General features: G+C 70.7%; 15 protein-coding genes. 8 read left to right on the top strand and 7 right to left on the bottom strand.

The window, feature by feature from the left end; all coding sequences use genetic code 11:
* Nucleotides 1-97: 97 nt before the first annotated feature.
* From OG611_RS34460 to OG611_RS34450, 3 genes are all read left to right on the top strand, one after another.
* Entirely contained in the window at nucleotides 98-451 is a 354-nt protein-coding gene (locus tag OG611_RS34460; RefSeq protein WP_266429264.1) for a DUF6204 family protein, read from the top strand.
* A gap of 155 nt (nucleotides 452-606) precedes the next feature.
* Nucleotides 607-867 carry a hypothetical protein gene (locus tag OG611_RS34455; protein WP_266429263.1) on the top strand — a complete coding sequence of 87 codons (261 nt, stop codon included), beginning with the start codon at nucleotides 607-609 and terminating at the stop codon, nucleotides 865-867.
* 85 nt (nucleotides 868-952) lie between these two features.
* Nucleotides 953-2,059, top strand: a complete 1,107-nt coding sequence (locus tag OG611_RS34450; RefSeq protein WP_266429261.1) for a hypothetical protein — start codon at nucleotides 953-955, stop codon at nucleotides 2,057-2,059.
* Here OG611_RS34450 and OG611_RS34445 read toward each other — a convergent pair.
* Together OG611_RS34445 and OG611_RS34440 are read right to left on the bottom strand one after the other, a co-directional pair.
* Complete coding sequence (locus tag OG611_RS34445; RefSeq protein ID WP_266429250.1) at nucleotides 2,056-2,817, bottom strand: GNAT family N-acetyltransferase; 762 nt, start codon at nucleotides 2,815-2,817, stop codon at nucleotides 2,056-2,058. The two genes, OG611_RS34450 and OG611_RS34445, sit on opposite strands and share 4 nt — an antisense overlap.
* Nucleotides 2,818-2,826: 9 nt before the next feature.
* The gene (locus OG611_RS34440) at nucleotides 2,827-3,687 is read right to left on the bottom strand and encodes a class I SAM-dependent methyltransferase (RefSeq protein ID WP_266429248.1); all 861 of its coding nucleotides are present in this window, start codon (nucleotides 3,685-3,687) and stop codon (nucleotides 2,827-2,829) included.
* 168 nt (nucleotides 3,688-3,855) lie between these two features.
* Here OG611_RS34440 and OG611_RS34435 point away from each other — a divergent pair, with 168 nt between their 5' ends.
* Nucleotides 3,856-5,325 (top strand): N,N-dimethylformamidase beta subunit family domain-containing protein, encoded by a 1,470-nt coding sequence (locus OG611_RS34435; RefSeq protein ID WP_266429246.1) that lies wholly within the window; start codon nucleotides 3,856-3,858, stop codon nucleotides 5,323-5,325.
* Here OG611_RS34435 and OG611_RS34430 read toward each other — a convergent pair.
* Entirely contained in the window at nucleotides 5,273-6,025 is a 753-nt protein-coding gene (locus OG611_RS34430) for an HAD family hydrolase (protein WP_266429244.1), read from the bottom strand. The two genes, OG611_RS34435 and OG611_RS34430, sit on opposite strands and share 53 nt — an antisense overlap.
* A gap of 9 nt (nucleotides 6,026-6,034) precedes the next feature.
* The gene (locus tag OG611_RS34425) at nucleotides 6,035-7,213 is read right to left on the bottom strand and encodes a serine/threonine protein kinase (RefSeq protein ID WP_266429242.1); all 1,179 of its coding nucleotides are present in this window, start codon (nucleotides 7,211-7,213) and stop codon (nucleotides 6,035-6,037) included.
* A gap of 330 nt (nucleotides 7,214-7,543) precedes the next feature.
* On the opposite strand from OG611_RS34425, the gene OG611_RS34420 reads away from it, so the two are divergent.
* The 4 genes from OG611_RS34420 to OG611_RS34405 all read left to right on the top strand — a co-directional run bounded on the left by OG611_RS34420 (nucleotide 7,544) and on the right by OG611_RS34405 (nucleotide 11,765).
* Nucleotides 7,544-8,839, top strand: coding sequence for an extracellular solute-binding protein (locus tag OG611_RS34420; protein WP_266429240.1), 1,296 nt, complete (start codon nucleotides 7,544-7,546; stop codon nucleotides 8,837-8,839).
* Nucleotides 8,829-9,743, top strand: a complete 915-nt coding sequence (locus OG611_RS34415; protein ID WP_266429238.1) for a carbohydrate ABC transporter permease — start codon at nucleotides 8,829-8,831, stop codon at nucleotides 9,741-9,743. Before OG611_RS34420 ends, OG611_RS34415 begins: the two co-directional genes overlap by 11 nt.
* 32 nt (nucleotides 9,744-9,775) lie before the next feature.
* Nucleotides 9,776-10,597, top strand: coding sequence for a carbohydrate ABC transporter permease (locus tag OG611_RS34410; protein WP_266429236.1), 822 nt, complete (start codon nucleotides 9,776-9,778; stop codon nucleotides 10,595-10,597).
* A 67-nt stretch (nucleotides 10,598-10,664) separates the two neighbouring features.
* Complete coding sequence (locus OG611_RS34405) at nucleotides 10,665-11,765, top strand: radical SAM protein (protein ID WP_266429234.1); 1,101 nt, start codon at nucleotides 10,665-10,667, stop codon at nucleotides 11,763-11,765.
* On the opposite strand, the gene OG611_RS34400 is transcribed toward OG611_RS34405, so the two are convergent.
* From OG611_RS34400 to OG611_RS34390, 3 genes are all read right to left on the bottom strand, one after another.
* Complete coding sequence (locus OG611_RS34400; protein WP_266429233.1) at nucleotides 11,747-12,733, bottom strand: mevalonate kinase; 987 nt, start codon at nucleotides 12,731-12,733, stop codon at nucleotides 11,747-11,749. The two genes, OG611_RS34405 and OG611_RS34400, sit on opposite strands and share 19 nt — an antisense overlap.
* Complete coding sequence (locus OG611_RS34395; protein ID WP_266429231.1) at nucleotides 12,730-13,224, bottom strand: NUDIX domain-containing protein; 495 nt, start codon at nucleotides 13,222-13,224, stop codon at nucleotides 12,730-12,732. The genes OG611_RS34400 and OG611_RS34395 overlap by 4 nt, the downstream gene beginning before the upstream one ends.
* A gap of 61 nt (nucleotides 13,225-13,285) precedes the next feature.
* Nucleotides 13,286-14,371, bottom strand: coding sequence for an NAD(P)-dependent oxidoreductase (locus OG611_RS34390; protein WP_266429229.1), 1,086 nt, complete (start codon nucleotides 14,369-14,371; stop codon nucleotides 13,286-13,288).
* Between the last annotated feature and the right edge of the window lie 161 nt (nucleotides 14,372-14,532).

Genomic DNA, 14,532 nt, shown 5'->3' with positions numbered 1-14,532 from the left:
CGGATGCGCCCCGCCCGTACCGCCGTAATCCTGGCCCCGACGGTTCAGGAGCAGTGGCCGATGCGGCACACACGTACGGAACGCGGAGCGGGACACGATGAGCACGCAGCACACCTACCGAGTGATCGTGCGCGGCACCTGGGACGGCCTGACGGACGGGGCCCGCGACCGGCTGCTGTCCGAAGTGGACGCACACGGCCTGAGCGCGATGCAGTTCACCGAGGAGGGCTCGCTCGCGTACGACCGTGTGCTCAAGCACTTCAGCTTCCGGTACGAGGTCGTCTCCGACGCGGACGACGGCGAGGAGATGGCGGCCGCCATCGCCGAGGACCGCGCGGAGACCTACCTGAACGAACAGGGCTACGGCCATGGCGCGCTGCGGTCCACGGTGACCGACATGGACACGATGAAGATCAACCACAAGGGCCGGCGCGGCTCGGGGGCGGCGTAGCGGGTGTGACGCGGTGAGCGCCTCTCGACGTGGCGGAAACAGCCTGGCCGGAATGGACCGTCACACGGCGCGAACGCCTGCCGTTCACTGGGTGGAAGTGGTACGGCGGACGAGAGGTGCTCACAGTGCGGCGACCCCTGAGGTGCCTGTTACTCATGGCCGGAACCGGCCTCGCGGCCCTCGCGGTGGCGGCCGTGCACAACCTCACCGCCCCGCCGCTCGCCGTCGTCGTGTACGCCGATGTCGTCACCGGTCTGTGCTGGCTCGTCGCCGCCTTCCTGCTCCTTCGCGGCCACCGGTCCCCGGATTCGCCCGGCGACAACGCCCCTGGTCCCCGCCACCACCGCGCCGTACGGTTTTCCACCGACGGTGAGCCGGTCGCCCGTTCCCACTGGAACAGCCGCCACCGCTACTGATCCGGCCAAACTCCCGGTACACCGAGGTTCATCGGTCCGCGCTCTGTGACCATGACCGACGACCACCCCTGCCGAGGAGCGCAGTGTGACCAAGGTGACCAAGCCCCACGTGAGTTCGGCCGTCATGACTCACCCCGTACGCCTCGCTCAGGCCCAGGACCTCGCCGACCGGCTGCGGCTCGACGGCCTCGCCCTCGACCCTGCCCCGGAGGGACCTCCCTCCGCTCTGCGCACCGCCCTCGTCGCCTGGTCGGCTGCAGGCCCGGAGGCCAGCCACCACCTCGTCGTCCAGGACGACGTCGACGCCCCCGCCGAGCTCCTGGAGATCGTCACCCGGGCCGCCACCCGGTTCCCCGACGAGGCACTGGTCTTCTACACCAACTGGCACGCGCGCAACGGTGCCGCCGCCCGCCTCGCCGCCCTCGCCGGTGCCTCCTGGGTACGGGCCGTCCCCGACGAGTTCACGCCGTCCCTCGCCGTCTGCCTGCCGGCGAAGAGCGCCGCCGCCTTCCGCGCGTACGCCCGTGACAGCGCCGAACGCCATGACGACGAACTGCTCTCCGTCTTCTTCCGGGGACACGGCCGGATGAGCCTGCTCGCCGTACCGAACATCGTCGAGCACATCGGGACGACCAGCATCAACGACCATGCAGCCCAGGGCATCCGTCTCGCCGTCTGCCCCACCTCCGCCGCAGACGCCGCACCCCTGCTGGACCGGGGCCACGTACTGGAGGAGCCGGGCTGGATCCCGTACATGCGGTACGGCGAGGGCTACATCCGGCTCGTCGGACAGGAGCACGGCGCCGACGGCGGGCGCGGCCACCACCGCTGGCGGGCCGCCCTGCCCGCGACCGGCCTCACGGAGGACACGGTCCGCGCCGCACGGGCCGTGCATCTGCCGGAGGACCTCGCGGCCGAGGTGGCCCGGACCTTCGGCCGCGCGTTCGCGAAGGAGCTGTGGACCCACTGCCTGCTGCTCGGACGGCAGGCGGCGCACGCCTCCCGCGGTCTGGGACCGCTGCCGGGCAGCGTGCCTGCGGACGCACTCGACCGGTTGCGGCACTCCGCCGTCGCCACCGCCGGACCCGCCGGACTCCCGCCCGAACGCCGCCCCGAGGCGGGCCCGGACGAGATCCGTGCGATGGCCGAGTTCGCGTGGACCGCTGTCCACGCGGGAGAAGCTCTCGCCTAACCGGCTCGTCGGCCCCCGGTCCGGTGCGTGATCCACACTCCGGGCTCCCAGTACGCGGCCAGGTCCCGCGCCCGGTCGACACGGAGCGGCGCGAGGCCGCCGGGGAAGACGTACTCCCCGTCCTCCGGGAAGGCGAGGCCCGTCCAGCTCTCCCACTCGGCGACCGTCCCCGTGATCCGGGAGGAGCGCCCGGACGCCGCCGCGAGGGTGCCACCCGCACCTACCTGGGTCCGGATCCATGGGTCGAACGGGCTCCCGTCGTCCCTGGTCCACGCCGCGTACCGCTCGATCGGTACCAGCGGATACCGCTCCTTCCAGGTGGGACGCACCGGTACCAGGACCGTCGCGAGACCGGCGCGCCGTGCCGTGTCCGACATCGCGTCGAGCAGCACCTTGGACAGCCCCCGGCCCTGATGGTCCTCGGCGACCTCGATGCCCAGCGCGCACAGCGCGTCCGGGGCGCGCCCGGCGTCGCGGTCCGCGAAGGCCCGCGCGATCGAGTCGTCCAGGCCCGGACCGAGGTCCGCCGCGGTGCCGTCCCAGGTGCGGGGCAGCGAGCGGCCGGCGCCGGCGATCGTGTCGTGCTCGTCGTCGTACAGGACGAACTGGAACTCCGGGAAGTCGTCGAACAGCCGGTTCCAGTAGTCGCCGTTGATGTCTCCGTGCAGGTTGTACTCGGGGACCACGCCGGCGAACCGCTCGGGGATGCGGTCCCACAGCTCGGGCCGTTCCGAGTGACGAACCAGTTCCAGGGCCATGAAACCTCCTTACCGGGTGGGGACCTCGACGTCCCAGACGACGACGATCGGGAGACCGTCCCAGGCGGCACGGGCCGCGTCCGCGATGAACTCCTCGTAACCGCCGGGCGCGAGACGCCCGTTGAACAACGGCTCGTGGCAGCCGCGCACCCGCAGCCCCGCCCGTCCGAACGCCTCCAGGTAGCGGCCGGGCAGATGGACGTGGTTGCGGACGAAGGCGAGTTCCTCGGAACCGTGCACGAAGAGACACTGTCCCTGGAGCGCGATCACGAACGGGTGCATGTCCGAGACGACGATCCGCCCGCCCGGCCGGACCACCCGGGCCAGCTCCGCCACGGCGGGGGCGAGGTCCGGAAGGTGTGTCATGGCCAGCGAGCAGACGGCGAGATCGACGGAGTCGTCGTCGAGCGGCAGACGTTCCAGGTGCCCCAGGCGGTACTCGGCCTCCGGGGCGTGCTCGCGGGCCTTCGCGATCATCTGCGGCGACTGGTCGACGCCGATCACGCGGTGCCCCCGAGCAGTCAGCTCCCGGGTCTGCCGGCCGGTGCCGCAGGCGGCGTCGAGCGCCGCTCCGGGCGCGAGACCGTCCAGGATCGTGCGGACGACCGGTTCCTCCACCTCGATGTACGAGCTGGGCAGCGAGTCGTACACCGCCGACCAGGACGCGTAGCCGGCCGCCGCGTCGAGTTCGCTGACCAGGGCCCCGCCGTCCGGAAGCTTCTCCTCGTCGCGGGCGAAGCGGCGTATGTCGGCCACCCGCTCCCGGAGGAACGACTCGTCACCGTCCACGGCGTGGCGCAGCAGCGCGAGCCCCTCGATCCCCAGCACCAGTTCCCGTACACGGAATTCACCGCGGAATTCATCGCTCATGCGAGCCCCTCACCGATCGACGGACGGCCCGTGCCTTTTCCGGATTCCCCCTACCCGGGAGAAGGGACAGAGATTCTCACCCCACCCACCGTGTCCGAAAACAGAGGATGGAATGGCCGGTTGACGGCACCGTTGTCGTCCGCACGGCGGCTGCCTAGCATGAGCGGCATGATTGAGGGATATCTCGGGCGTGAAAGCGTCACCGTCGGCGGGGAAGTGACACTCCATATCTCCACCGACGCCCCCCGGTTTCATCTTCGTTTCTACCGGCTCGGCAGGGAACTCATACCCGTCGGGGAATCCAAGGATTATCCGGGCACCCAGCACACCCCGCCCGGCCATCCCCGCGGATTACCCGGGCGCGCTTCGCCCGCCGACGACTGGAATTGGCCGCCGCTCACCCTTCCCGTACCGGAGGACTGGCAGCCGGGAATCCATCTGGTCGAATTCGTCGAATGCGGCCCGGACCGCCCCGGGAATCCTCCCCTCCTCGGCGCGGAGCAGCTCGAAGGGCATGGCCGGGAGTTCTTCGTCGTACGCCCCCGCGTCCCCGGCAGCCGCTCCCGCATCCTCTACAAGAAGTCCACCTTCACCCGGCACGCCTACAACCGCTCCGACCGGCCCGGCCTGGAACGTGCCGTCAGCCTCTACGACCACCCCGTCCACCGGGCCGACGACGACGGTGAACCCCGAGGTCACAAGGTCAGCCTCCACCGCCCCGGGGGCGTTGTCGACCTCGCGTACTGGGATGCGCCCTTCATCGCCTGGCTGGAACGCCACGGCTACCCCGTCGAGTACTGCACCGACCTCGATCTGCACGAGGACGCCGGTCTGCTCTCCTCGTACGACCTCCTCCTCAGCGTCGGCCACGACGAATACTGGAGCGCGGCGATGCGCACCCACGCGGAGCGATTCGTCCGCGACGGCGGGAACATCGCCTTTCTCAGTGCCAACACCTGCTGGTGGCGGGTGCACCCGACGGACGAGAACACCGCTTTCGTCTCCGACACCGATCATCACGTCGGCGAGGAATATCCTCATCTGCCCGCCACCGACCAGTGGTGGGCGCCCGTGCCCGACGGGGTCGGCAGGCCGGAGAACACGCTGACCGGAGTGAGTTTCCGAAACGGTGGAATGTGGCCCGCCACTGAATGGCCCGGTGACCGCCCCCGCTTCGGATACACCGTGCAGCACGCGGATCACTGGGTCTACGAAGGCACCGGAATGCGCGACGGATCCGACGGGGGAACCCCGGACCGGCTGGGAGCCGGTACACCTCTCATCGGATACGAATGCGACGGCGCCGCGTTCTCCTACGACACGGACGGAATCGCCCGCGCGACCGGAGAGGACGGAACTCCGGACTCCTTCCTCATTCTCGGAATTCACATCCTCGAACCGGTGCACGAGGATTTCCATCACTTCAAGTGGGGACACTGGAACGGCCCCGTGCGCGAACCGACCATCAGCAGCCCCCGCGCCGCCACCATGGGCCTCTACACCGCCGGCGGCACCGTCTTCACCGCGGGCACCACGGACTGGCCCGTGGTCTGCGGACACGAACAGGACCCGGCCGTCGTCCGCGTCACCCGGAACGTCCTCGACCGTCTCCGCCACCGGAGTCCGCTGCCGGGATGAGCTCGTGCAGACCGGTGATCCGCGCCGCCCCCTCCGGCAGGGGCGGCGCGACACCTTCCACCGCCCGGTGGGGCCGCCACAGGTGCACCGCCCGCATCCCCGCCGCCAGCGGACCGAGCACGTCGGGCACCCACATGTCCCCGACGAACAGCACCCGGTCCGCCGGCAGCGCGCAACGCTCCACCAGCGTGCGGTAGATCAGCGGATGCGGCTTGCGGGCCCCCGCCCGCGCGGAGCCCACCACCACGTCCACGGCCCCGCCGATCCCCACCGCCGCGACGCACTCCTCCAGATTCCAGAACCAGTTGGAGCACACCCCGATCAGCAGACCCCGTTCCCGCAGCTCCGCGAGCACCCCGGGCACGTCCGGGTACAGGTCGAGCCGGACCGCCTTCATCGCCCGGTCGAGCTCGGCGACCAGACCGCCGAGCTCGACCTCCGGCACACCGCAGGCCCGCGCACGGCGCCGCAGCCGGTCGCGCTCCCACGTCACGTACGCCGTCTCGTCGACCGAGTGCGTCGCGTGCTCCTCGCCCTCGCCGGGGCCCACCGCCCACTGGTCGCCCCAGAGTGCGCCCTGGGCCGCCAGGCCCCGGCGGGCGAAGATGCCGCGGTGGTCCGGCGGCAGCGGCTCCACCATCCGTACGAGCGTCCCGTAGAAGTCGAGGACGACCGCGCCGATCTTGTCCGTCACCACCACGGGATTCGCCTAGAACCGGCCGTACCGGTGCGGGAAGTAGTCCTCCAGGGTGCCGTCCCGCTCGATGTCGACGGTCGCGCAGTGCAGCCCGCCGCCGAACGGCCCGACGGCCCGGAACGGCACCGGCACGATCTCGAACCCGTACGAGGACAGCTGCTCGGCGAGCCGCACCTCCTTCTCCTCCACGCACAGTGTGTTCTCGTCGAGGTTCAGCATGTTCCCGGCGAGCCACGGACTGCAGAAGGACAGCTTCGGCGGATGATCCCAGCTGGCCGGCTGCACGGCCTCCACGATCTCCCAGTCGTTGAGCTTGAAGAACTCCATCAACTCGGCGTCCGCGAGCCGCTCCCCGCAGTGCAGCACGAGGCCCGGCCGCAGCGGCACCCAGGTCGCGTCGATGTGCAGCGGATGCGTGTTGGTCGAGGTCACCGCGTGCACCCGGTGGTCGGGGAAGTGGCGGCGCAGCCACTCGTAGCCGCTCCTGTTGGTGACGAACGACAGCTGCACGAAGAGGTCCTTGCCGAACCGTGCCACGTCCGCGGCGTCGAAGAGCGGCTCCGCCTCGGTGAGCACCAGGTCGTAGTCGCGGACCCGGGCCAGCTGCTCCTCGGTCGGCAGGTCGTTGTACGTGTCCCAGAACCCGGTCTTGTAGGAGGCGTCGGTGAGCCGCGGCTTGGGCGCGGCCTCCCAGCGCATCCGGTCGTCGGCATCGAACAGGCCCTGGAGCACCGGCCGGTAGCACAGGTACTCGAACCAGCGGCTGCGGTACGACATGGTCGCTTCGAGGACCTCGTTGCCGACCGTGAGCAGCAGGTCCCGGGGCGGCATGCAGCCGAACATCGAGTCGTGCGTCCACTCCGGCGTGGACACCTCCCGGGCGAAGTCGATCGGAGTGGGACGGTCCACCCGGATGCCGCGCCGCCGCAGCATGTCCGCGAAGTCGTCGAGCTGCTGCTCTGCCTCGGCCACCATGTCCGCCGGCATGGGTCCGTACGTCCCCAGCGGGAAGCCGTCGTCGGGGTAGTCGCGGCGCACCGCGTGCTCGGGGGCCTGCACCACGGTGCCCTCCGCGCGGCCGACGATCACGTGCCGCAGGGGGTCCCAGCCGTTCCAGGCGTTGACCCGCACGGGGCGCTCGGAGCCGACGGGGGTGGAGGTGTCGGACGCGGTGGTCCTCTGCTCGGTCACGTACAAGCCCTTCGATCGGGGTCGTGGAGTGCCGCAGGGGCCAAAACTGCGGGCACCATGCCATCACCGTCAAGAGCCACTCGGCTACCCATCGTGTCATTCGCGTCAGCGTGGCTTGAAGCACGGCTCCCGTCCCTAGGTCACCGCACGGCATCAGCCCAGCGCAGCGCGGGAACGCTGGGCCCTTCGCGGGAAGCACACCGCTGTCTTCCGGCCGAAACTCCGTGTCGCGGCGGGGAGCCTCGGTCCACGGGGTAGTGAGAAGACCGTCGCCGAAGTCCTGTACGTCGAAGTCCTGTACGCCTCGATGAATCCCGCACGGAGGAATCCATGACACTGCGCCCGCCCCGCCGATCCGCGGTCCTGGGAGCCCTGCTGCTGTTCGCGGTGACGGGCTGCAGCTCGGGGGAGGGTGACGCGCCGGGCGGACGGGCGGGCGGCGACGGTCTGACGGTGTGGCTGACGGTGGACGCCCGCGAGAGCTGGCCGGAGATGGTCGCCTCCGCCAACGCCCGGTTCGCGAAGAAGCACCCGGGTGTGAAGGTCGACGTCCAGTACCAGCAGTGGACGACGAAGAACCAGAAACTGGACGCCGTCCTCGCGGGCCGGAACGTGCCCGACGTGGTCGAGATGGGCAACAGCGAGACCACCAACTACATCGTCAACGAAGCCTTCGCACCGCTGGACCCGAAGACCTTCGAGCGATCCGGGCAATGGCTGCCCGCTCTCGCCGACGCCTGTCGCCTCGACAACCGGACGTACTGCGTGCCGTACTACGCGGGAGCGCGCGTCGGCGTCTACCGCACCGACTACTTCAAGAGCACCGGGATCACCCACGCCCCGCGCACCTATCCCGAGCTGATCTCCGACCTCGACCGGCTCAAGGCGAAGTACGGTGCCGAGGACCCCGGCTTCTCGGCTTTCTACATGCCCGGCCGCTACTGGTCCGCCGCCATGGGCTTCGTCAAGGACGCGGGCGGTGAGATGGCGGTGGAGAAGGGCGGCCGCTGGCAGGGCGCCCTCTCCTCGCCGAAGTCCGTCGCCGGGCTCACCACCTGGAAGAAGCTCCTGGACGACTACTACGTCGGCGACCGGGCGAAGGACAACGGCGACCAGCCGGCCGTCGTCGGGCAGGGCAAGGTCGGCGTCTTCTACGGCAACACCTGGGAGGCGCAGGCCGCCGCCGACGCCCGCTCCGGCGGCGACCCACGTCTCAAGGGCAAGTTCGCCACCTTCGCCTTCCCCGGCCCCTCCGGGAAGCTGCTCCCGCCGTTCCTCGGGGGCTCCACCCTGGCCGTGCCCGCCAAGTCGCGCAACCAGGAGCTGGCCGCCGACTGGATCCGCGTGTTCACCGACGGCGAGTCGCAACGGAAGCTGATCGCCGCCAACACCCTCCCGAACAACACCGTGCAGCTCGCCGACGTCGCCGCCGGAGGAATCAACGGTCCGGCCGCCCAGGCCGCCGCGCGCGGCTGGGTCACCCCGCTCGCCCCCGGCTGGACCTCGGTGGAGAAGTCCAACGTCCTGCCCGAGATGCTGGAGCGCATCGCCACCGGAAAGGCGTCCGTGCGGGACGCCGCACGCGAGGCGGACCGCAGGATCGACGCGGTGATCAATGAGCGCTGATCCGGCCGGGCGGAGGCCGCGCCCCCATCTGCCCTACCTGCTGATCGCCCCGTCCTTCCTCGCCCTCCTCGTGGTCCTCGGCTACCCGCTGGTCGACATGGTGACCCTGGCCTTCCAGGACATGACCCGCAAGGAGCTGTTCAGCGGCACGGCGCCGCCCTGGGCCGGTCTCGGACAGTTCCGGACGATCCTCGACGACGGGTTCTTCTGGACGGTGGTGGCCCGCACGGCCCTGTTCACCGTCGTCTGCGTCGCCCTCACCATGGCGCTCGGTCTGCTCATCGCGCTGCTGATGCGGCGGACGTCGCCATGGGTACGGGCGGTCCTCGCCGGTGTGCTCGTCGCGGTGTGGGCGATGCCGGTGATGGTCGCCGCGGCCATCTTCCGCTGGCTCTTCGACGCGGACTACGGGCTCGTCAACTGGCTCCTGTCGACGCTGCCCGGCATCGACCTCGCCCGGCACAACTGGTTCACCGACCCCTGGCAGGGCTTCGCCGTGATCACCGCGGTCGTCGTCTGGGGCGCGCTGCCGTTCGCCGCCGTCAGCCTGCACGCGGCGCTCACCCAGATCCCGCCGGAACTGGAGGAGGCCGCCCTCATCGACGGCGCCCGCCCGTCCCAGCTCTTCCGGTACGTCACCTTCCCCGCGATCAAACCCCTCTTCGTGATGGTCACCACCCTGATGGCGATCTGGGACTTCGGCGTCTTCAACCAGATCTGGCTGATGCGCGGCGGTCAGCCGGAGCGCGAGTACTACCTGCTCGGCGTCTACTCCTTCATCGAGTCGTTCGCCGTCAACCGCTACAGCACCGGGGCCGCGATCGCCCTGGTCACCGTCGTCCTGCTGCTCGCCGGTGCCATCGTGTACCTGCGGCAGATGCTGAGGCTGGGTGAGGCCGAATGAGAGCGGCACGGAAGGGGCAGAGGTCGGCGGCCGTGCGGCGGCCCCGACGCCGTTACGATCTCCTGGGCCTTCTCGTGGCCGCCACCCTGGGCTTCCCCGTCTACTGGATGGTCCTCACCGCGTTCCGGCCCGCGACCGAGATCCTCAGCCTGCCGCCCGAGTTCTGGCCGAGCAATCCCACTCTCGGCAACTTCGCCCGTGCGATGCGCACGGAGACCTTCTGGGCCAACGTCCGCTCCAGCGCCGTCATCGGCCTCGGCACCGTCCTCGTCTCCCTCCTGGTCGGCACCCTCGCCGCGTTCGCCCTCGCCCGCTTCCGCTTCGCCGGTCGCAAGGCGTTCGTCGTCGTGATCCTCACCGTCCAGATGATCCCGCTCGCCGCCCTCATCATCCCCGTCTACCTGCTGCTCAACGAGGCCGGTCTCACCGACAGCCTCGGCGGCGTGATCCTCGTCTACCTCGTCTTCACGCTGCCGTTCACCGTGTGGATGCTGCACGGCTTCATCGCCGCGATCCCGGCGGAGCTGGAGGAAGCGGCGATGGTCGACGGCTGCGGCCGGTTCGGAGCCTTCGTCCGCATCGTCCTGCCGCTGCTCGCCCCCGGACTGGTCGCCACCTCCGTCTTCGCGATGGTGCAGGCGTGGAACGAGTACGTCCTCGTCTACGTCCTGCTGTCCACCCCGGAGAAGCAGACCCTGAGCATCTGGCTGGTCTCCTTCCAGACCAGCTTCGGCACCGACTACGGCGGGCTGATGGCGGGCGCCACGCTCACCGCACTGCCCGTCGTCGTCTTCTTCCTGGCCGTCCAGCGCAAGATCGCCGCGGGGCTGGCCACCGGAGCGGTCAAGGGCTGAGCGACGCCCGACCGGAACCGGTACGCCCCGCCGCCGACACCCCGTACACCCCACAGAGGAGAACCCTGTGACGCACGACCGTCTCGACCTCGTCTCCAAGCTGTACCAGCCCGCGGGCTGGCCCCGGATCCTCCAGGCCGCCGCCGGCGAACCCTCCTCCGCCCCGCTCGTCGTGGACCTCGACCCGACCACGTTCTGCGACCTGGCCTGCCCCGAGTGCATCAGCGGAAAGCTCCTCAACCAGGGCCGGTTCACCCCGGAACGGCTCGCCGCCCTCGCCGAGGAACTCGTCGCCATGTCCGTACGGGCGGTGGTTCTCATAGGCGGCGGGGAACCCCTCGCCCATCGCGGCACCCGCAAGGTCTTACGCATCCTCGGCGAAGCGGGCCTGGCCGTCGGAGTCGTCACCAACGGCACGATGATCCGGCAGAACCTCGCCGAGCTCGCCCGGTACGCCACCTGGGTCCGGGTCTCCGTCGACGCCGGCACCGCCGGGACGTACGGCCTGTTCCGGCCCGACCGCAAGGGCCGCAGCGTCTTCGACAAGGTGATCGAGAACATGCGGCTGCTCGCCGCCGAGAAGACCGGCGCCCTCGGATACTCCTTCCTGGTGATGTCGCGTCAGGAACCGGGCGGGCCGACCGTGACCAACCACCACGAGGTGCTGCGCGCCGCCGAACTCGCCCATGACATCGGCTGCGACTACTTCGAGACCAAGGCCATGTTCGACGACGACCACCACATCGTGCAGGTCCCCGGCGAGATGCTGCAGTCCGTCGACCGTCAGCTCGCCGAGGCCGCCCGGCTGGAGAGCGAGAGCTTCCAGCTCGTCAACTCCTCCACCCTCACCTCGCTGCGCGGCCACGTCGGTGCCGTCCAGCCCAAGAAGTACGACCGCTGCCGGGTCGCCGAACTCCGCACGCTGATCGCCCCGTCCGGGGTGTACGTGTGCTCCTACCACCGGGGCAACCCGCTCGCGAAGATCGGCGACGCCGTCACCGACGACCTCGCCACCATCTGGCAGGACGCGGACCGGCGGGGGATCGTCGACCCGAGCCGGGACTGCCGGTTCCACTGCGCGCGCCACCGCTCCAACCTGGAGCTGGAGCGCATCGCCCGCGGAACCGGCGAACCCCCGCTCGCACAGGACTACGACCCCTTCCTCTGACCTCCCGCCACCGGCACCGGCTCCCGCCGGGCGCCCGGAGCGGCCGTGGTGGGCACGACCCGGGCCCCCGGATGGGAGGCGAGCAGCGCCCGCGCGAGGCGGGCCACCGTTTCCGCCGCCTCGTCCGCCGGGCAGATGCCGACCAGCGCACCGCCCCCGCCGGCCCCGCTGAGTTTCAGCGGCAGGCCGGCGGAGCGCAGCGCGACCGTCCGCAGCTCCTCGAGGAACGGCGTGGACATCCCCTGGTGGTCCCGCATGGCTTCGTGGGCATCGGCCATCGCGGCCCCGAGCTCCGCCAGGTCCCGGCAGCGCAGCGCCTCCCACACCCGGCCCGACGCCTCGTCGGTCACGGAACGGTAGGCGGCCAGTGCGGGGTCGCCGGCCGCGAGTTGCGCCCGTACGTCCCGGATGTGGTGCCGGGTGTCCTTGCGGGTGCCGGAATCCACGACGACCACCCGCCACTGCTCGGGGAACTCCAGCCGGTCCCGGATGGCCGGAAGCCCGCGCTCGCGGCCGTCGAGGAGGAGCGCACCGCCTTCGACGACTGCCAGGTGGTCCATGCCGCCACCGTTGAAGACAGCGAACTCGAACTCGTACGCCCACTGCGTGATCGTGGCGTCGGAGACACGCTTCCCGCGGAGGGAAGTGTCCGCGAACGCCCGGAACAGCGCCACGATCCGCGCCGTGGACGACGACAGGCCGCTCGCCGCGGGTGCCTCGCTGCGTACCGTGACGGCGGGCGGTCGCGGGGCGAGTCCGGGCAGCCGTGCCCGCAGGAACGCCCACACCTCCCGCTGCCAGCTGTCCTCGGCCGCTTCGCCCGGCGCGGGGCCGGGACCGACCTCCACGGTCGTCATCAGGCCGAGCGCGAGACTCACCGATCGGCCCCCGCCGAGCCAGTCCAGGTCCTCACCGGACAGACAGGCCCGGCAGGGCACCACCGCGCGTATCGGATGTATGGGGTTCACCGGGCCTGGAACCTTCCTTCCACGCGGAATCTCTCGTACATGGACAGCACCACCTCCGTGGGCGGATGCAGCGGTCGGGGCGGCGCGTCGAGCGGCCGGAACACGGCCTGGCGCACCTCGTCGGCGCCGGGCGACAGCTCCCCCGACCAGCGTCGGGTGACGAAGCAGAGCGCGAAGCAGTGCGTCACGTCCCCGTTCGGATAGGTCAGGGTGTGCACCCGGGGGTCGGAGAGGGTCCCGAACGCCACCAGGTCGTCCCGCTCCACCCGCAGGCCGGTCTCCTCGGCGACCTCGCGGACGGCGGCGTCGGTGAAGTCGCCGCCCTCCTCGCAGGAGCCGGCCGGGAGCTCCCAGACCCCGGTGTCCGCGCGCTGCTGGAACAGCCCACGGCCCTCGGCGTCGATCAGAAGCACCTGTGCGCCGGGCACCAGCAGCGTCCTGGAGCCGACTTGTCGGCGCAACGACCAGATGTAGGAACCGGTGTAGCTCATTGTGTACGTGTCGCCTTCGTCGCAGTCCGTGCGCCCCGCGGGCCCGTCCGTGCGCAGCGTGTCACGCCCCTTCCGGATTCCCGGACTCCGTGGACAGCCAGCGTGGCATGGCATCCGGCGTCGCCAGCAGCCACCGCACGTACCGGTCCACACCCTCCGGGACTTCGATGCGGGCCTGCCAGCGCAGGAGCTCGCGGGAGCGCTCGACGCAGGCGTAGCCGCCGAGCGGATCCCCCTCCGGGCGCGGGGTGACGATCCGCCGTGAGCCGGGGAAGTACGGGGCGATCAGATCGGCCACCTCGCGGACCGAAGTAGGTCGGCCCGTACCGACGTTCACGGTCTGCTCGGCCATCTGTTCCTCGATCAGGGCGAGCGCGGTGGCCTCGGCGACGTCGTCGACATGGATGAGGTCACGGACCTGGTTCCCGCCGCCGTTGAGCCGCATGGGCCGGCCGAGGCGCGCCTGGAGCGAGAGCCAGGGCACCATCCAGGAGTGGCTGCCCGGTTTGGGGATCTGGGGCTCGCCGTACACGGAGAAGTAGCGCACCACCGCGTACTCGGTGCCGCTGGAGGCGTCGAGCATCAGCCGGGTCTGGTGCTCCGCCCAGAGCTTGCCGTTGGCGTACACGGACACCGGGTTGAGCGGCATGTCCTCGTGGAAGACCTGCGGCCCCTCGACGTCGGGCGCGCCGTTGCCGTACACGGACGCCGAGGAGACGAGCACGAGTCGCTGAACCGGGAACCGCGCGGCCTGCTCCAGGACGACCTGAGTGCCCTCGACGTTGGCACGGAAGGCGATGTCGGGGCGCCTGGTGCAGGCTGCGACGTCCGCGTAGGCAGCCGCGTGGACCACGAAGTCGGCCTCCCTCAGCAGCGTCCCGACGGTGTCGGCATCGCGGACGTCCCCGACGACCAGCCGGGCGCCGCTGCGCGCCACGCCGAAGGTCTCGTGGCCGGACTCGGGATAGGCGTCCATGCGGTCCAGGACGGTGACGACGGCTCCGCCGCTCTGCAGCAGCGCGACCAGCCTGCTGCCGACGAGTCCGCCGCCGCCGGTCACGACGATGCGGGCGTCGCGGAGCTTGTCGAGCCGGGACCGGACGGTCTCCGCGGCGGCGACAGCGGTCGATCGGGGTAACGCGGGCATGAAAGCCTCTTTCCGGCGTCGGGGGAAATGCACGCGGTTCACGGACCCTGGCGTGCCGGGCCCAGCATCACGGGCCCGTCGTCCGCCTGCCAGAGGGCCATTTCGGCACTCTTGCGGGCCGTCGGCGCCGCCCGTACTGTCCGAATCCGGCTGGCTGACCC

Source organism: Streptomyces sp. NBC_01363, assembly GCF_026340595.1.
Lineage (GTDB): Bacteria > Actinomycetota > Actinomycetes > Streptomycetales > Streptomycetaceae > Streptomyces.
Note: the sequence above shows the minus strand (reverse complement) of the source record. Positions and strands in the feature narration are given on the sequence as shown.